Origin of the sequence: Streptomyces sp. NPDC001868, assembly GCF_040297125.1 — a bacterium.
In the GTDB taxonomy this organism is placed as follows: Bacteria; Actinomycetota; Actinomycetes; order Streptomycetales; family Streptomycetaceae; genus Streptomyces.
Genome location: NZ_JBEOYO010000045.1, coordinates 24,712 through 42,221, shown reverse-complemented (window position 1 = coordinate 42,221; position 17,510 = coordinate 24,712). Strand labels below are relative to the sequence as shown.

Below are 17,510 nucleotides of genomic sequence, written 5' to 3'. Positions count from 1 at the left end.
CTGCCCGCGTGGCTGTGAGCTGGTCGGCTCGCGCTGCCGACGGGCCGGGTCGGGCGACCGGGTCCGAGGTGGGCGCCGCCCTCTCGGACCCGGTGCCGTCAGACAGCGCCCGGTCTGGTGACGGGGGTGGATGCCGGACCGGAGTGTGCGCTCTGGCCGCCGGTTGTCAGGCGGTCTTCTTGTCGCCCTCGGCCAGGATCATGTCGCGCACACCGGCGAGGGCTCCCGCCATCGCGCCCAGGGGCCTGCCGAAGGTGGTGGCCGAGAACTGGGCGGGACCGGTCTTGGCGGTGAAGGAGTGCGGGTAGGCGAACTCCCGGAGTCCTTCCTCGCCCTGCTTGCGCCCGTAGCCGCTGTCGCCGCGACCGCCGAAGGGCACCGCGGGGTTGATGGAGAACACCAGGGCGTCGTTGATGCTGGTCATTCCGACGCGGAGCTGACGGGCGATGTCTTCGCCGCGGTCGCGGCTGAAGACGGCACTGCCCAGTCCGTACCGGCTGGCGTTGATGTGAGCGATGGCCTCTTCGGTGTCGGCCACCTTGACGACGGCCAGTGTCGGACCGAACGTCTCCTCCGTCGCCGCGAGGGAGTCGGGGGTCACGCCGACGAGGACGGTGGGGGTGACATAGCGGTCACCGACTGCGTCGAGGCCGCCTACGGTGGCTGTCGCGCCGCGCTCGAGGGCGTCCCGGATGTGCTCCCGGATGATCGGGATCTGGGTGGGCAGGGGTACCGGCCCGATCTCCGCGTCCTCGCCGCTGCCGACGCGGACCTGCTTGGCAAGCTCGCTGATCTTCTCTACGAACTCGTCGTGAACCGACTCGACGACGTAGGCCACCTCGAGACTGATGCAGCCGTGTCCGGTGTTCTGCATGGCGCCCCAGACGACATGGCGGGCGGCTTCGTCCAGGTCGGCGTCCTCGGCCACGACGACGCCGTCCTTTCCTCCCAGTTCCAGCAGAACGGGGGTCAGGGTCTGCGCGCACTGGGCGGCCACGGTCTTGCCCGTGGTGACGCTGCCGGTGAAGGCGAGCTTGTTCAGGCCGGCCTCGATGAGCGCCCCGCCCGTGGCCCCGAACCCGTTCAGGCTCTGCAGGACGGAGGGAAGGTCCGGAACGGCCCGCTGCCATGTCCGGACGAGCCACTCCCCGATGCCGGGCGTGATCTGGCTGGGCTTGAGGATGGCGGCGTTTCCGGCCGCGATCGCCTCGATCAGGATGGCCCCGGGGGTGAGCAGGGGGAAGTTCCACGGACCGATGACACCGACGACGCCGTAGGGCTGGTATTCGACCCACGCACGCTGATTGGGCACGGTGGGACTGCCAGGGATCTCCCGGCGCCCCAGCACGCGCTCGGCGTTCTCGATGGCGAACTGCACGTGTTCCAGAATCCCGAGCACTTCCACGCGGGCCTCGTCGAGAGGCTTGCCGTTCTCGGCGTGAATGAGTGAGGCGCCCTCCTCACCGCTCACCGCCATCTCCCGCCGCCACGCACGCAGCCGCTCCGCGCGGCCTTCGAATCCGAGGTCCCACCAGGCCGCGGCGACCGAGCGGGCGTCAGCGACGGCCGCGGCCGCCTCCTTCTTCCCCGCCACGGGGTACCGCGCGAACTCGGCTCCGGTGGCTTGATCGACGGTGATCACCTCACTGCCGTCCTGTCCGATGGCTCCGTCACGCGTGATCGTCGGAGTGTTGTTACTCACGAGTTTCTCCCACTTTCTTACGACCGCCAGCACCCGGACTGCACCCTGAGAGCGCCGGGGGTGGTGGACGCGGTGTTCGGCGCGGCGAAGAGGCCCTGCGTGAGAGCGGGCGCGCGCCGACGTGAATGAACTTCAGCGATGACCCAAGGGCCGTTGCGCATACAAGATTATCAACCGTTAGGCCAGTGTCAAGCATTTGATAGTCAACAAGACGCTTGTGATTCGGCTACTCGGATCGGTCCACGCCAAGGGACGAAACAGGCACGCGGTCGGCAGTGGCCAAGAAGGGCAGGGTGTGCGGATGGCCGTCGAGGACCGTGACCAGCGGCCTGGCGCGCTCGGCCGGAGACCTGGTACAGCACCCAGGACTCGGCCTGTTCGTGGCCCTGCCTGGCGCGCACCATCCCGCACAGGAGGTCGGGACTGATGTCGCAGGCCCCCCTCACCGGTGTGCCGACCCGCGCCAGCCGATCAGCACCTGCCAGCACCGGCAGCACCGGCGCGCTTATGGCGGCGATGACGGTGGCATTGACATAGCGCGGCGACAGCACTCCCCAGATCGGAGTGGCGGCGCGTATACCGACAGACCCTGTCGTGCGGTCGACGGGGTCCGGATCCCTGGACTGGCTCGGGCAGGCCTGCAGGCCGCCGAACTCACGCAGTCGCGGCCAGCCCTCGGCCTCGCCCGACCGTCACGGCCACCCGACCTGCCACCCCATCGACCACGGGCGGATAGCCGGATCCGGAGAGGCGGGCAGACGGCAGGAGAACCATCACCCGCCCGTCGGCCATCGCCGCCTAAGCTCGCTGATCCGTGTAGCGAGTCGCGAGGGCGGGCCGGAAGCCGCCCGCCATCACACCGGCCTCCGCAGCGAGCAGCGCGTCCAATGCGGAGTCCTGGTCCTCCAGGCCGGGGACACAGACGGTCTCACCGAGGCGCAGGCCGGCCAGGCTGGCCGAGGCCACGTCCTCAGGCAGCATGGCCCGCGGGTTGCCGCGCGAGACACCACCGTTCCACTCCGTTGCCACGATGCTGGGGCACACCACCTGGACACGGACCGGCGTGTCGGCGAGTTCGCCCGCGAGCGTGCGCGTGAATCCCACGGTCGCGGCCTTCGCAGCGACGTAGAGGGTACGTCGGGGTGCTTGCGGGGGCGTGCCGTCCGTTCGGACGGCGAGGGTGCTGCCCGCGCTGAAGGCGAGCAGCGACGCGACAGTGACGACGCTGCCTTCCCCTGCCGCAAGCATTCCGGGAAGCGCGGCGCGGACCAGCTGGACGGGGGCGACCGCATTGAGGGTGAGAAGGCTCTGGATGTCGGCCGGGGCGACATCGGTGAGCGGAGCGTAGCCGCCGGCACCGGCGTTGCTGATCAGCATGCGTACGTCGCCGACGGCCAGACGGGCGGTGACCGCGGCGATGCCGTCCTGGGTGGAGAGGTCGGCGGGCAGCACCTCGACGGCTGCTCCGCGGGCGCGGAGTTCCTCGGCGAGTTCGGCGAGCCGGTCGGCACGTCGCGCGACCAGGATGAGGTCGTGGTCGTCCGCCAGGAGACGGGCGTAGGCGGCGCCGATGCCGGAGGAGGCGCCAGTGATCAGAGCGTTGGTTCGAGTCATGGGGTTAGTGTCCTTCAAGCGCTAGATCACTGTCAAACGCTTGATACAAATGAAGTGCCGTATCCTGCTCCCGTGATGCGAAACAACGAGGAGCCCGTCGGACTCAACGCGCTCGACCGGGTGACCTGGGCCTTGCGCCGCGCGGAGCTGGCAGTGCAGGCGCTCAAGGAACAGCGGCTGCGCCCGCTGGGCTTGATGGCGGCGCACTACACGCTCCTGATCTCGGTGCACGACGAACCCGGGCTGACCGGCGCCGAGCTGGCTCGCCGCCTCAACGTGACCCCCCAGGCCATCGCCTCACTGGTGGCACGCCTGGAGAGCCGCGGCCAGCTGGAGAGGCGCGAGCACCCGCGCCACCGGCACGTGCAGGAACTGCATCTCACCGACGCCGGGCGGGAGTCGCTGAGCGCCGCCGACAAAGTGATCGCCGGCATCGAGCTGCAGATCACCGACGGTCTCGGTCCGAAGGAGACCACGCAGCTGCGGGCGCTGCTCAACCGGGTGGCCGAGACGATTCGCGAGGACTGACCCCGAGATCCCGTCGACCGAGGTTCGCCCCGCGAGGGGTGGCCTCCCTGGCGCCCCACCCGGAGAGCCGGAGGCCATCCCCTCCCCTGACTGCACATGCCCACGACCACGCGCAGAGCCCCACACCACCAACACCTGCCGCGGCACACTCCACCTGACTGTCCATCGGGTCAGAGAGGCCCAGGCCATGCGTCACGCAGCACGTTCCCCCAGCTCGGCCCTTCCCTGAACAGAAGCTCCACGCCTTCAGCTGGTTGATTGATATCAGCTGTTTTATACAAGCCCAGGTGCCGTATTCTCGCGGCGTGACACATGATGACGAGCGGACGATCGCCGCCAACGCACAGGACCGGGTGACCTGGGCTCTGCGGCGGACGGAGTGGGCAGTTCAGGCCCGGAAGGATCAACGGCTACGACCGCTGGGAATCGCGGCCGCACAGTACACGCTGCTGATCTCCGTCCACAGCGATCCCGGCCTGACCGGTGCGGAACTGGCCCGCCGCCTGAACGTCACACCGCAGGCGGTGGCCTCGCAGGTGGCCCGTCTGGAGGAGCGGGGCCAACTGGAACGCCGACCGCATCCGCGCCACCGCCATGTACAGGAGCTGCACCTCACCGACGCGGGCCGTGACTCCCTGCGCGCTGCCGATGCCGTGATCGTGGGGATCGAAGAGCAGATCGCCGAGAAGCTGGGCCCCGAGAAGGCCGCACAACTGAGGACTCTGCTCGACGAGGTGGCCTGTGTGGTCCGGGAGACATGAGCTGGTGAGCCTGATTCAACCGCTGCCGAGCAGTGGCAACGACGCCTCGGTCCGTACCTGCCGCCGAACGCGGCGAACGCGGTCACGACGGTGCGGACGACCGGCGACTCGCTGCCGCCCGGGTCCGGGCTCGGGGTGTTCGCCTGCTACATCGTCGTGCTCCTGGCCGGCGCGGCCGTCCTGCTCAAGCAACGTGACGCGTGAACCCGGTTGCTGCGGGCACACCGCCAACCCGCTCCTCCGCATGCGCTCGTGCGGCCGGGCGGTCACATCCTCCCCAACCGGGGATCCGTACCGAGGAACGGTGAAGTCGTGCTCGCACCGGCGTCGCTGCGACGGGTGACCGGCGCTCACCCGCGCCTGGTGGATGCCGCCCTCGCCACACTCGTGGGTGGAATCGGCCTGCTGCCTCTGCTGTTCGGACGGTGGCCCGACGGCGCACGGCCGTCGGGCGCCGACGCCGTCGCCGCGGCGGCCGCGCTCCTGCTTCTGCCGGCCCGTCGTCGGGCACCACTGCCCGTCCTGGCGCTGGCAGTGCTCGGGGAGGTGGCCTTCACCGTCCTCACGTCGTATCCGTCGCAGCCGCTGAAGCTCGCCGCGTTGATCGCGGTCTACACCGTGGCCCGAACGGTCCGTCGGAGGACCGCCTTGATCGCAGTCTCGGGCACGGCCCTCGCCCTGTACGCCGTCATCACCTTTGCGACGGATTCGGCCACCGGCCCGGAGGCCGGCGCCGTGTTCGCCTGGACCGGGATGTTCGCCGCCGTCGGGGCCACCGTACGCACCTGGCACGACTACGTCGCCGCGATGGAGGAGCGAGCGCTGCGGGCGGAGGCGAGCAAGGAGGAAGAGGCCCGCCGCCGGGTCGCCGAAGAACGGCTGCGCATCGCAAGGGAACTCCACGACGTGATCGCCCACCACATCGCCCTGATCACCATTCAGGCAGGAGTCGCCGGTCGCTTGCTTCGGGGTCAACCGGATCAGGCCGAGGTGGCGCTCGGCCACATCCGTGAGGCGGGACGCACAGTCCTGGACGAACTGGGCCCGCTGCTGTACGTACTACGGCAGTCCGCCGACGAGACGGACTCGGGGCAGCCGACCGAACCCGTGCCCGGCCTGTCCCGCCTCGGAGGGCTCCTCGAATCGCTGACCGCCGTCGGGCTGAGCGTCCGCCACCGCCAGGCAGGCCACCCGCGCCCCCTGCCGACCGCCATCGACCTGGCCGCCTACCGCGTCATCCAGGAGGGGCTGACCAACGCGCACAAGCACGGCGCGACCCCGGAGGCGGGCCTGGTCGTCGACTACGGCCTCGACGAACTGTGCATCCGGATCACCAACCTCCTGCACTCCGGCCCGTGCCCGGCGTCGGCCGCGACGGGTACGGGGCACGGGCTGACGGGCATGCGTGAGCGTGCCCATGCGGTCGGCGGCAGTCTCCATGCCGGAGCAGAAGCCGACGGTCGTTTTCGACTCACGGTGCGTCTACCGCTGCCGGCGACCGGACCACCGGCCGACACCCGGACGTCAGATCGGTCGTCCGGCACGGTCCCGCGCGTGACCGCCGAAAAGGGGAAGCAGCGATGACCATCCGCGTTCTGCTCGCCGACGACCAGGCCCTCGTCCGCACCAGCTTCCGCATGCTCATCGAGTCGGAGCCGGACATGTCGGTCGTCGGAGAGGCGGCGACGGGCGAAGAGGTGGTCGAACTGGCCCGCAGCACCCTTGCCGACGTCGTACTGATGGACATCCGGATGCCCGACATGGACGGTCTCGCCGCCACGCGCGCCATCTCGGCGGACGAAGACCTCGCAGACGTACGAGTGCTGATCCTGACGACCTTCGATGCCGACGAGCACGTCTTCCAGGCGCTGCGTGCCGGGGCCAGCGGATTCCTCGGCAAGAGCGTGGAGCTCTCCTACCTCCTCGACGCCATCCGGCTGGTCGCCTCCGGAGAGGCGTTGCTGTCACCCAGCGCGACCAGGGCACTCATCGCCCACTACCTCACCACACCCGACAGGACGAACGCTCCTGCCCCGGAGTTGACGACCCTGACCGACCGCGAGCGCCAAGTGCTCGATTTCGTCGCTGCCGGCCTCTCCAACAATGCCATCGCCGAGCAGCTCCACATCTCGCCCTCGACCGCCAAGACACACGTGAACCGCATCATGGCCAAGCTCCACGTGCGCGACCGCGCCCAACTCGTCGTGATCGCCTACCAGACCGGCCACGCCCACCCCGGCGCGTGACCGTCCGCACACCGCTCGGTGCGCCGGGCGCCCGGTGGCTGCCGGACGGCGTCTGCGCGGGGGTTACGGCGCCGTGACCAGGCCGGGCAGAGGCTGCGCGGGAAGGTGGATGGGGCCGGCGCCGTGTGACAGGGGCCGGCCTGTGGCGCGGTTGGTGTGGGCGATGATCTCCGACGTGATGGAGATCGCTGTCTCCTCGGGAGTGCGGGCGCCGATGTCCAGGCCGATGGGTGAGTGCAGACGCGCCAGCTGATCCTGGGAGACACCGGCTTCCCGGAGCAGGCCGACGCGGTGCTCGTGGGTGCGTCGCGAGCCCATGGCGCCGACGTAGCCGACCGGAAGGGTCAGTGCCAGGCTCAGCAGGGGGATGTCGAACTTGGCGTCGTGGGTGAGGACGCAGACGGCGGTGCGGGCGTCGACCTCGGTGGCCATGAGGTAGCGGTGGGGCCAGTCGCTGACGACCTCGTCGGCGTGCGGGAAGCGTGCGGGGGTCGCGAAGACCGGGCGGGCGTCGCAGACGGTCACCCGGTAGCCGAGGAAGCTCCCCGCCCGGCTCAGGGCGGCGGTGAAGTCGACGGCACCGAAGATCAGCATGCGTGGGCGGGACGCGTGGACGTGGACGAGGACGGTGAGCTTGCGCAGGCAGGTGCCGTCGTCCGCGTTCTCTGCTTCTCCCCCACCGCCACCGACCTCGATCAAGGCGGTACGGCCCGCCCGTAGGAGTGCACGCGCATGCGCCACGACCGCCCGGTCCTCGTTCTCGTCGCCGAGCGTGCCCTCGTGGGCCCCCTCGTCGGGGACATGGAGCGTACGGCCGACAAGCTCACCGGGACCGTCCACGACGTGGGCCACGGCCGACGGACGTCCGGCGGTCACGGCCTCGAAGGCGGCGGCGAGTTGGGGTTGGGCGCCGGGCTCCAGGCGCTGTACCAGGACGTCTATCTCTCCGCCGCAGGTCAGGCCGACGGCGAAGGCATCCGAGTCGGAGTACCCGAAAGCAACGCGTGCGGGGGCAGCACGGGCGGCCAGCACCTGGCGGCCGAGTTCGTACACCGCTGCCTCGACGCATCCGCCGGAGATGCCACCGACCGCGTTGCCGTCGGCGTCCACGGCCAGTGCGGTGCCGACTGGCAGAGGTGCGCTGCCTCTGACGCCGATGACGGTGGCGAGGGCGAACGGCCGGTCCTCGTGGCACCAGCCGTGCAGTGTGTCCCTGATGTTCAGCATGGGGGGCTTTCCGTGAGGTGGGGGTTAACGGGCCGTCGCCGCGCCCTAGGGGAGGAAACCGCGACGACGGCCCTGGCGCCCGGCGGTGTGACATCACGAGCCGCCGGACGGCCCGGGTGACCGGGTGAGGTACACCGGCCATCCGGGGGGCTCAGAGCAGTGCTTCGGCGGTGATGGGCAGTTCGCGGATGCGGCGACCGGTGGCGTTGAACACCGCGTTGGCGATGGCGGGCGCCACTCCGACGATGACGATCTCGCCGAGTCCCTTGACGCCGATCGGGTCGGCTTCGTAGTCCTCACCCTCGATGTAGATGGCTTTCATGTCGGGCATGTCGGCGTGGGTCGGCACCAGGTAGTCGGCGAGGTTGGCGTTGACGATCCGGCCGTCGCGGTGGTCGGTGACCGTGTGCTCCAGGAGGGCGTGACCGATACCGCCGACCATGGCACCGATGGCCTGGCTGTCGGCGAGCCTGGGGTTGATGATGCGGGCGGCGTCGTACACGCCGACCATGCGCCGCACCCGTACCAGGCCGAGGCGGGCGTCGACGGCGACTTCGGCGAAGGTCGCGGCATAGGCGTAGAAGGAGAACTTCTCCGATTCCGGCGCCCCGGCGTACGCGCCCATCACTTCGAGGTGGGTGCGGTTGTTGCGGGCCAGGAGGCGCTGGTACGTCTCCCCGCGGGTGGGCTCGTCCTTCACGGACAGCCGGCCGCCTCGTACGACGATGTCTGCGGCGTCGGCTCCGTGCAGGGGTGATCCGTCGTCGTTGACCGCAAGCGTGATGGCCTGCCCCCGCAGCTTGTCGCAGCCGTCCTGGACGGCGGAGCCGACACTGGCCATGGTCTGTGAGCCGGCGTGGACGGGGGCCGGGGGCATGAGGGAGTCGCCGAGCCGGAACGTCACCTGACGCATGGTCAGGCCGAGGGCGTCTGCGGCGACCTGAGTCATGGAGGTGGCCGTGCCGGGGCCCATGTCGCTGGTCGCTGACTGCACCAGGGCGGTGCCGTCGGCGTCGAGCCGGACCGAAGCCTGGGCCGCGCTGCGCTGGGTGTCGTAGACACCGGCGGCCATCCCCATACCGATGAGCCAGTCGCCGTCACGCGTCGAGCGGGGCTTGGGGTTGCGCCGGTGCCAGCCGAACTCGCGGGCACCCGCGCGGTAGCAGTCGCGCAGGCGGCGGGTGGAGAACGGCAGATTGGTGGACTCGTCGGCGGCCGGTTCGTTGCGCAGCCGCAACTCGATCGGGTCCACGCCCAGTTCGTGGGCGAGTTCGTCCATCGCCGACTCGACGGGGAAGGCGCCGCTGGCGTAGCCCGGGCCACGCATGAACCACGGGGTACTCACGTCCAGCGGGACATGGCGGTAGGCCTGGCGGACGTTGGGCGTGCTGTAGAGCATCCGGCCGGGTTCCAGAACGTGTTCGCTGTGCTTCTCGTAGCGGGAGCTCTCGGTGCGGATGTCGTGCGCCGACGCGGTCAGGCGGCCCTGCCGGTCGCCGCCGAGGCTCAGTTCGTACTCGTAGGCGGGCCGGAATCCCACGCCGAAGTACAACTGCCTGCGCGTGAGGACGAGTTTCACGGGGCGTTTCACTTCGCGGGCGGCCAGGGCCGCGGTGACGGCGTGCACGTAAGTCCGGGCGGCGCTGCCGAAGGCCCCGCCGACGAAAGGCGAGATGACGCGGACGCTGCCGGGCGCAATGCCGAACTCACCGGCCAGGGTGCGCAGGGCGCCTACCACGTTCTGGGTCTTCTCCCAGACGGTCAGCCGGTCACCGTCCCAGCGGGCGACGGTGGCGTGCGGCTCCATCGGGTTGTGGTGATTGCGGGCCATCCGGTACGTCAGGTCCAGCCGGACCGGGGCGGATTCCAGGGCTGTGTCGGCGTCGCCGCGCGCATAGGTCTCCGGGTCGTCGGCGGGTTCGGCGACGCTGATGTCGGTCGAGACAGGCTCGGCATCGTAGGAGACCTCCACCAGGCTCGCGGCGTGCTGTGCGATCTCCAGCGTGGTCGCCACCACGACCGCGACCGGCTGTCCGAAGAACCGAATGCGGTCGTCCTGGAAGGGACGCAGCCGCTGGCCCGGCGGGAATCCTCCTTGGACGGGCGGCAGTTCGGGCGCGTTGAGGTGGCTGATCACCTTCAGGACGCCGGTCTCGGCTTCGGCTGCACGGGCGTCGACGCCGGTGACACGGCCCCGGCCCACGCCGCTCTCGACGAGGACCGCGTGCACGACCCCGTCGGGACTGTTGTCGGCGGCGTACTTCGCTCCCCCGGTCACCCTCAGCCGTGCGTCGATCCGGGGCACAGCCGCACCGACAGCTGCCTGCGGCTGGCTCATTCGGTGCCTCCTACGGTGCGCAGCTGGCGTTCGACGGTGCGTTTGAGCAGCTCGGGCTTGAAGCCGTTGTGGGTGAGGGGGTGGGCCCCATCGGCCGCGTGTCCGGCGGCCTCGGCCCACAGCCGGTCGGAGGGGCGTTCGCCGATGAGACGGCGCTCGACGGTGGGCAGCTTCCACGGCACGGTGCCCACCCCGCCGGCGGCGACCTTCGCCTCGCGGACGACGCCGCCACGGATGTGCAGGGCGACCGCGGCGGAGGTGAGGGCGAACTCGTAGGACTGGCGGTCGCGCACTTTCAGGTAGCCGGACTTCAGTGGGCGGGCGTGGGCCGGAATCTCCACAGCGGTGATCAACTCACCCTTACGCAGGGCGTGTTCGCGGTTCGGGGTCAGGCCGGGCCGCAGCAGGAAGTCGGCGAAGGCGACACGGCGCTCCCCGTCCGGGCCCAGCAGGTGCACGGTCGCCTCCAATGCCGCGAAGGCCACGGCGACGTCGGAGGGATGCGTGGCCACGCAGTGGTCGGAGGTGCCGAGGATCGCGTGGCTGCGGTTGTAGCCGTGCAGCGCGGCACATCCGGAGCCGGGCTCACGCTTGTTGCAGTCGGCGGTCACGTCCCGGAAGTACGTGCACCGGGTGCGCTGCATGATGTTGCCGCCGATGGTCGCCATGTTCCGCAGTTGGGCCGAGGCGCTCAGCTCCAGTGCCTCGGAGATGACGGGGTACAGGACACGCACCTTGGGGTGGGCGGCGGCCTCGGCCATGCGGACCAGGGCGCCGATGCGCAGGCCCCCGCGCTCGGTGGCGGTGACCTCGCGCAGCGGCAGGGTGCTGATGTCGACCAGCGAGCCGGGGCGTTCGACGGTCTCGCGCATCAGGTCGACGAGCGTGGTGCCGCCGGCGATGTAACGCCCGCCGCGCCAGCCGGCGCTGAGGGCCTCACGCATGTCCGCGGCCTTGGTGTAGGTGAAGGGATGCACGGGGATCGGTCCTCACTTCCGGCCGGCGGCGGCCTGCTCGACCGCGCGCTCGATCTTCACGTAGCAACCGCAGCGGCAGAGGTTGCCACTCATCCACTCCCGGATCTCCTCCGTGGAGCCGGTGTGCCCCTCCTGGATGCACCCGACGCCGGACACGATCTGGCCCGGCGTGCAGAAGCCGCACTGGAAGGCGTCCTGGTCGATGAACGCCTGCTGCAACGGGTGGAGCCGGTCGCCCTTCGCCAGGCCCTCGATCGTGATGACCTCGGCGCCCTCCAGGCGCACCGCCAGCGTCAGACAGGAGTTGACCCGGCGTCCGTCGACCAGGACGGTACAGGCGCCGCAGGCACCGGCATTGCAGCCCTTCTTCGAGCCGGTCAGGTCGAGTTGCTCGCGCAGGAGGTCCAGCAGCGAGGTGCGGTTGTCGATCGTGACGGTGCGCCGGACGCCGTTGACGGTCAAGGAGACACGGCTGCCGGGCGCCACCTCGGCGGCCACCGCTCCCTCGGCAGCGAGCGCGGGCGGCGCCGCGATCAGGCCGCCTGCCACGGCGGCTCCTCCGACAACAGTGGTCGTGGCGATGAAGGTACGCCGGGTGGGCTCGGACGGAGGCTCGACGGGGAAAGGCTCTGCTTCGGCGGGCTGTTCGGTGGACATGTCCACTCTCCCTCGATGGGGTGCGGGTGGTTGTCAGGGGGCGTGGGGGTGGCAGAGCCGTCCGCGAAGGTGTGCCATGCCCGTTGCTCCGGCGGGCTGCCGTTCTCTCGGGACGGCGGGAGAAGAGTGGCGCCGGGTCCGGCGCGGTGTTCCAGCAGCCGGACGTCACCGGAGGCCGGACGGTGCGCCGCGACCGGGCCGACCACGCCCGGATCGATGGCCAGGTCGCCACGCCGCCCCGCCGACAGGAACACCGGGAGGAGGCCGCGGTCGGCGGCCGAGGGCACGGCACAGGTGACACCGCCGACCAACGAGTCACCGGTGATCAGCGCCAGGGTTCTGGACACAGGCCAAGCATTAACCTCCTGATCTATATCAAACAAGCGTGGGTGCATCAACCATCTTTATATCTCCACGCGCAAACGACTTGGCCGAGCATGTCCGGGACGGGAGTAGCTCAGGCCAGGACACAGGGCGGCGCCTCCCGCTTCGTGGCCCTTGACGGGCCCACGAGCGCCGTCGACGATCCCGCCGGACGCACGCGCCCGCCCTCGGCCGCCGGGCCGGTCCGAGGCGGCCGGCATCGGCCTGCGGGCCGACCCACTGCCCAGCCGTACCTACGTACCCTTTGCGGCGTGGAACCTGATACTCCGCTCCCCAGCCGTACGGCGTGACATCAAGGTCTCCCTCTGCGCAGGTCTGACCCTGGTGTGACAGTTCGATCTGGTGACCTACTACGACCCGCAGGGCCGCTGGTCGAGCCGGCTGCCCCTGGTCTCCGGACCCCTCGCCGCCGTACTGCTCCCCCGGACCGCGCGGCGGGCGTGCGCCCGGCCACCGCCGTGACGCTGCCGGCGGCGCCGGCTGTCGCGGTGATCGCCCTGCCGCTGCGCGGGAGCACGGAGGGTGACTTCTTCGGATACTCCTTCGTGCTGACATTCGCCGTCGGCGCCGCCGTGGACCTGGTTGCCATCTGCGCCTCCTGGACGCCCGCCGGGCCCGGGCCGTGACCTCCGTACGCCAGAGTGAGCGCAGGGAACTCGCCCGGGACCTGCACGTCAGCGCGGCGTTGGCGTGCACGACGATGCCGGTGACGTGGTGGGCGACGTGCGACAGCAGATCATGGTGTCCGTGACCAAGGCCAACGGGAACAGGGGCTTCTCTGCGAAGCCCACCAAGATCACGCCACACCGGTGTCCGCACCACGCGGATCCAACGGCGGCAAGGCATCAGGATTGAGCTCGGCAAGCACGCGGAACAGCAGGGAGTGAATGACCGCCCGCTCGGCGGGGGCGAGGACCGCGAGCGCCTCCGTGTCCAGTCGCTCCACCAGTTCCCGCGCTCGATCGGCGAGCTTCGCGCCGCTGTCGGTGATGGTCAGCTGCACGGTTCTGCGGTTCGACGGATGCTCACGGCGCACCAGCAGGCCGCGGTCGACCAGCGTGTTGACTGCGGCACCCATGGACTGGGGCGTGAAGCCGGTCCGACGCGCGATCTCCGCTGCGGAGATGCCCGGCGTCCAGACGACGTGCTGCAGAGCGTTGTGCTGGGCAGCCGTGAGGTCGAGCGAACGCAGCGCTCTCTCAAGGCGCGTCCCCATGACGTGCACCACCTGCCACGCCAGGTAGCCCATGCGCGTGGACGGATCTGCGTGTGTGCGGCTCATGAGCAACTCCAACAGTAAGGCACCTTACATTTCCATGGTACAAATATAAGGTGCCTTCCAATCGGAATGAGAGCCCTCTCCCATGCCCACAACACCCACCACTTCCGTCGAGCCACGCCACGTGCCCCATCACCACGCGTTGGACACCGCTCCAGCGTCGCAAGGGGCCACTGGGCTGAAGGGGGTTCTGCTCCCGGTCGTGATCGTGCTGGTCATCGGCTCGATCTTCGTCAGCGTGTTCCTGGCCGCCTTTCACGCCCCGCGGCCGCACGACCTTCCGGTCGCCGTCGTCGGGACGACCCAACGGCTCGAGCAGATCACCGGAGGACTGGAGCTCGGACTGCCCGGTGGATTCGAGGTGAAGCGCTACCCCGACGAGACCGCGGCCCGCCACGCATTGCAGGACCGAAAGGTGTACGCCGCCTATGTCGCCGCCCCTGGAAGGTCCGCCGAGTTGCTCTATGCCGGGGCCAACGGTCCCTCGGTGACCTCGACGGTCACCGGCGCCTTCTCCGGTGTCGCCAAGGCGAACGGCGAGCGGATGAGCGTGCAGGACGTAGTGCCGGCTTCGGCGGGCGACACCCGCGGTATGTCGGTGTTCTACGCCGGGTTCGGCGTCGTTCTGGCCGGGTTCCTGTTCGGCATGATGACCTACCAGATGGCTCCTCGACTGGAATACCGGTGGAGGCTGGCCAGCCTGGGCTCCTTCAGCGTCCTCGCCGGAATTCTGGTGGCCGTGATAGCCGGAAGCCTGGGCTTCTCGGCACTGCCGGGACCCTTCCTGGGCGTAGCGGGGGTCATCGCGCTGATGGCCGCAGCCGTCGGGAGCGCGACCATGGCGTTCATACGCGTCTTCGGCAGGGCCGGGATGTCGCTGGCCGCCGTGGTCCTGTTCACCTTCGGCAACAGCACGAGCGGCGGCACTCTGCCCACCGCCTACCTGCCGGACTGGCTCCACCCGTTCTCGGAGATCCTCCCGGTGGGAGTCGGCGTACGAGCCGTCCAGGGCTTGTCCCACTTCAACAATGACGGTCTCACCGCCGGCGTCGTCGTCCTTGTGGCGTGGATCCTGGTTGCCGCCGCGACGCTCTTCTGGCGTGATGTCCACGGGTCACGCAGCGCGGCCGTCGGCTGACCCTGCCCCCGATCGAGGGCCGCTCCCCAGCGCCGCCTGCAGGCCGGAAGACGGCCCAGGCCCACGGTTCATGACACAACGGCGCAGCTCCGCCGACCGGTAGCACGCTCGCAAGCGGCACGCCGCACTCTCGTAGACTGCGGCCGTGACCGACGCGGCGTTCCCCACCACCACCGGATATCTGGCCTGGCAGTTCTCGCAGCTCATCGCGGGACGACTGGAGCGGGCGCTGCGCGCGGAGGACCTCACGTTGGCGCAGCACAACGCTCTGCAGCAGGTCCTCTGGACGCCGGGGGTGTCCGCCGCGGAGATCGCGCGCCGCTCCGGCATCACGGCCCAGTCCATGGGGGCAGCGGTGAGCGGCCTCGTCGAGCGAGGACTGCTGCGACGTGAGCCGCATCCGACCAGCCGCCGCAGCATGCGCCTGTTCGCGACCGCCGAGGGCCACGCGACGGCCGCTCGTGCCGCCTCGATCGCCCGCCGAGTCGAAGCGGAGACGACCTCGCCGCTCTCTCCGGACGACAAGGACACCATTCACCGTCTGCTCCACCGTTTGGTCGAGGAACTGAACCCCGACGCCCTCGCCAGTCGATCGTCGAACCCAGGCGGCTCAGTGGGTCGGCACCGGCCTACTCCTCGTTGAGGATGCGGATCTCGCAACTGAGCACGCGGTTCATGACGGCGGCGAAGATGTGGTCCTTGGAGTCGAAGTACCAGTAGATGTTGCCCCAGGCCACGCCTGCGGCGGAACTGATGTCCATCGTGGTCTTGGCGTAGCCCTTCGAGAGAAAGAGCTCGGTGGCCGCGGCTAGCAGATCACCCGTGCGCTCCTCCCGGGGGATCTGCTGACGGTTGCGCGGCATCCCGACTCCTCCCATGAGTTCACCACATCTCAAGTGAGTGTAGACACCTGGCAGGCACCCTGCTCAGGAGGAAGGAGTGCTGTAACCACCGGCCCCCAGGCGAAGAGTTCCGGGAGATCCTCCACCGAGGAAGACGCGGCACGTGCAGCCCGAGGAACGTGCCGCGGAGCTGCTCGCCGCCGCGACGGAACCGTTCAGGTGTGGTGCCGTGCACCGCGCGCCAGGGAGATTCGGTCCCGCCGGTGCGCGGCTCGGGCTGCCATCCCTCACTCGCGACCCACTCCCCTGCCCTGGTCGGGCCGGTCCGTGGGGTGCTGCTGGTCGGCGGGCTTGACCACGTCGGCGGGCTGCTCGTGTTTCGGCCGGTCGGCGATGGCGCGACGGCGGGCGTTGGCCGCGCGGGTGAAGGCGGCGAGCCGTTCCAGGTTCTCCGGTGTGCGCCTCCACGTAGCCGTGTCGGTCGTGCGGCCTTCCAGGTACTCCTGCGGCATCGCGGCCTGCTGGTGGGCCTGGACGGCAGCAGCCTGCTGCGCCGGGGCGAGGGCTCGCGCATCAGCTCCCGGCGCTCGCGGGTCAGCACCGTGTACGCCGCGCTGCCGACGGCCAGAACGCAGGGCCCGCCGATCCCGCCGCTCTCCAGCGTGGCGAGCGCCTGGTCCCGGTTGTCCCACAGCTCCTGGACGCCTCGCACGGTGGCGTCCAGGTCCCTGGTGGACAGGTAGCCGGCCTCGCAGACGCCTGCACGGAGGGCATGCGAAACGACAGGCGCAGCCACCCGGATTGTAGGAGCGGCGCCGCACGCGGCCTTCCACCTTCGCCAGGACTCGGGTGCCTGAGCGCCAGAACGTGGCGTCGGTCCATCCGCTCCTTCGCCCACATGCTCACCCAGCGCGAAGCGAGCAGATCACAAAGTGGATCGCGGCAGTCCGCGCCGGCGGCCTCCCCAGCCTGCACACCTTCGCCAACGGCCCCGAGCGCGACCTCGATGCGGTCACCGCCAGGCTCTCCACACCCTGGAGCTCAGGCGTCGTCGAAGGCCATGTCAACCGGATCGAGATGCTCAAGCGTCACATGTTCGGCCGCGCCGGCTTCGAACTCCTCCGCAAGCGGGGGTGCTGCCGGCTTGAGCCGGCCGGATGTACTTCCGCCTACTTCACGAGCCGGAAACCGGGCTGTTCAGTCCAGGCTCTGAGGAACTCTGCGGAGCCATACGCGGCAGGCCACGGATCGGCCGTCACCGCGATGATGCCGGGAAGTTCAGTGACGGTCGGCACCTGATCCTCTCCCAACTCGGCGTTGGCGACGCCGCCGGTCAGGTCCATGATGGCAGCAGTCAGCAGGACTGTGACAACATGATCAACCGTGCTGTTGCAGAAAGCGATGACGGCGACTGCATGAGTTGGGGTGAAGCTGAGACGGAGCTCTTGGTCGCCCTGATCGGCGTGTTCGGCTTCGAAGGCGGCCTCGTCGCCCATGCCAGGCCCCGTTACGGAGACCATGATGGGCCGTCGACCATCAACGCCTCCGGTGTCCGTAATGCCGAGGCTCTCCGCGTGCACGTTCAGGTCGTACTCGCCGACCCGCTTCTCTTCACAATGTGCTGATGAGCGAATCAGGAACTCTCGAAGCCGCTGGATCACGGTGGGCGGGACCGCCTGAGCCAGCTCGATCGTCAACACCGGTCCGCTCATAGCTCGGAGCCTAGCCAGTCAGAGAGATCACCCCCACCAATTTCTCAGCGTGCGCGCTCCACAGAACTTGAGCCAGAGCCGGGAAGCAGCAACGCGTGATGGTGA

The 17,510-nt window shown here is 69.7% G+C and carries 17 protein-coding genes and 1 pseudogene; 8 read left to right on the top strand and 10 right to left on the bottom strand.

The window, feature by feature from the left end:
* Positions 1-166: 166 nt before the first annotated feature.
* On the bottom strand, positions 167-1,702 hold the full coding sequence (locus ABT147_RS35835; protein WP_351414133.1) for an aldehyde dehydrogenase family protein: 1,536 nt from the start codon (positions 1,700-1,702) through the stop codon (positions 167-169).
* 798 nt (positions 1,703-2,500) lie between these two features.
* The gene (locus ABT147_RS35830; RefSeq protein WP_351414131.1) at positions 2,501-3,316 is read right to left on the bottom strand and encodes an SDR family NAD(P)-dependent oxidoreductase; all 816 of its coding nucleotides are present in this window, start codon (positions 3,314-3,316) and stop codon (positions 2,501-2,503) included.
* Between the two features lie 75 nt (positions 3,317-3,391).
* On the opposite strand from ABT147_RS35830, the gene ABT147_RS35825 reads away from it, so the two are divergent.
* From ABT147_RS35825 to ABT147_RS35810, 4 genes are all read left to right on the top strand, one after another.
* Positions 3,392-3,844: a MarR family winged helix-turn-helix transcriptional regulator gene (locus ABT147_RS35825; protein WP_351414195.1), complete on the top strand. Its 453-nt coding sequence runs from the start codon at positions 3,392-3,394 to the stop codon at positions 3,842-3,844.
* 305 nt (positions 3,845-4,149) lie between these two features.
* A complete protein-coding gene (locus ABT147_RS35820) occupies positions 4,150-4,605 on the top strand; it encodes a MarR family winged helix-turn-helix transcriptional regulator (RefSeq protein ID WP_351414129.1) in 456 nt (151 codons plus the stop codon).
* A 312-nt stretch (positions 4,606-4,917) separates the two neighbouring features.
* A complete protein-coding gene (locus ABT147_RS35815) occupies positions 4,918-6,189 on the top strand; it encodes a sensor histidine kinase (RefSeq protein WP_351414127.1) in 1,272 nt (423 codons plus the stop codon).
* A complete protein-coding gene (locus tag ABT147_RS35810) occupies positions 6,186-6,851 on the top strand; it encodes a response regulator (protein WP_351414124.1) in 666 nt (221 codons plus the stop codon). The genes ABT147_RS35815 and ABT147_RS35810 overlap by 4 nt, the downstream gene beginning before the upstream one ends.
* Positions 6,852-6,914: 63 nt before the next feature.
* On the opposite strand, the gene ABT147_RS35805 is transcribed toward ABT147_RS35810, so the two are convergent.
* The 4 genes from ABT147_RS35805 to ABT147_RS35790 form a co-directional block, all read right to left on the bottom strand.
* On the bottom strand, positions 6,915-8,078 hold the full coding sequence (locus ABT147_RS35805) for an XdhC family protein (RefSeq protein ID WP_351414122.1): 1,164 nt from the start codon (positions 8,076-8,078) through the stop codon (positions 6,915-6,917).
* Positions 8,079-8,229: 151 nt separating this feature from the next.
* Positions 8,230-10,416 (bottom strand): xanthine dehydrogenase family protein molybdopterin-binding subunit, encoded by a 2,187-nt coding sequence (locus tag ABT147_RS35800; protein WP_351414120.1) that lies wholly within the window; start codon positions 10,414-10,416, stop codon positions 8,230-8,232.
* Entirely contained in the window at positions 10,413-11,393 is a 981-nt protein-coding gene (locus tag ABT147_RS35795) for an FAD binding domain-containing protein (RefSeq protein ID WP_351414117.1), read from the bottom strand. Before ABT147_RS35795 ends, ABT147_RS35800 begins: the two co-directional genes overlap by 4 nt.
* Positions 11,394-11,405: 12 nt before the next feature.
* Positions 11,406-12,050, bottom strand: coding sequence for a (2Fe-2S)-binding protein (locus ABT147_RS35790; RefSeq protein WP_351414115.1), 645 nt, complete (start codon positions 12,048-12,050; stop codon positions 11,406-11,408).
* 824 nt (positions 12,051-12,874) lie between these two features.
* On the opposite strand from ABT147_RS35790, the gene ABT147_RS35785 reads away from it, so the two are divergent.
* Positions 12,875-13,060, top strand: coding sequence for a hypothetical protein (locus ABT147_RS35785; protein ID WP_351414112.1), 186 nt, complete (start codon positions 12,875-12,877; stop codon positions 13,058-13,060).
* Between the two features lie 170 nt (positions 13,061-13,230).
* On the opposite strand, the gene ABT147_RS35780 is transcribed toward ABT147_RS35785, so the two are convergent.
* Positions 13,231-13,716: a MarR family winged helix-turn-helix transcriptional regulator gene (locus ABT147_RS35780; protein WP_351414110.1), complete on the bottom strand. Its 486-nt coding sequence runs from the start codon at positions 13,714-13,716 to the stop codon at positions 13,231-13,233.
* A gap of 199 nt (positions 13,717-13,915) precedes the next feature.
* On the opposite strand from ABT147_RS35780, the gene ABT147_RS35775 reads away from it, so the two are divergent.
* Positions 13,916-14,851: an ABC transporter permease gene (locus ABT147_RS35775; protein ID WP_351414108.1), complete on the top strand. Its 936-nt coding sequence runs from the start codon at positions 13,916-13,918 to the stop codon at positions 14,849-14,851.
* Between the two features lie 145 nt (positions 14,852-14,996).
* Complete coding sequence (locus ABT147_RS35770; protein ID WP_351414106.1) at positions 14,997-15,494, top strand: MarR family winged helix-turn-helix transcriptional regulator; 498 nt, start codon at positions 14,997-14,999, stop codon at positions 15,492-15,494.
* Here the strand turns inward: ABT147_RS35770 and ABT147_RS35765 are convergent.
* Positions 15,481-15,714 (bottom strand): helix-turn-helix domain-containing protein, encoded by a 234-nt coding sequence (locus tag ABT147_RS35765; protein ID WP_351414103.1) that lies wholly within the window; start codon positions 15,712-15,714, stop codon positions 15,481-15,483. The two genes, ABT147_RS35770 and ABT147_RS35765, sit on opposite strands and share 14 nt — an antisense overlap.
* 266 nt (positions 15,715-15,980) lie before the next feature.
* On the bottom strand, positions 15,981-16,205 hold the full coding sequence (locus ABT147_RS35760) for a hypothetical protein (RefSeq protein ID WP_351414101.1): 225 nt from the start codon (positions 16,203-16,205) through the stop codon (positions 15,981-15,983).
* A gap of 421 nt (positions 16,206-16,626) precedes the next feature.
* Between ABT147_RS35760 and ABT147_RS35755 the strand changes: the two are divergent.
* Positions 16,627-16,824, top strand: a pseudogene (locus ABT147_RS35755) (transposase); the annotation flags it as partial.
* 38 nt (positions 16,825-16,862) lie between these two features.
* Here ABT147_RS35755 and ABT147_RS35750 read toward each other — a convergent pair.
* Positions 16,863-17,405, bottom strand: a complete 543-nt coding sequence (locus ABT147_RS35750) for a DUF6368 family protein (protein WP_351414098.1) — start codon at positions 17,403-17,405, stop codon at positions 16,863-16,865.
* Positions 17,406-17,510: the final 105 nt, after the last annotated feature.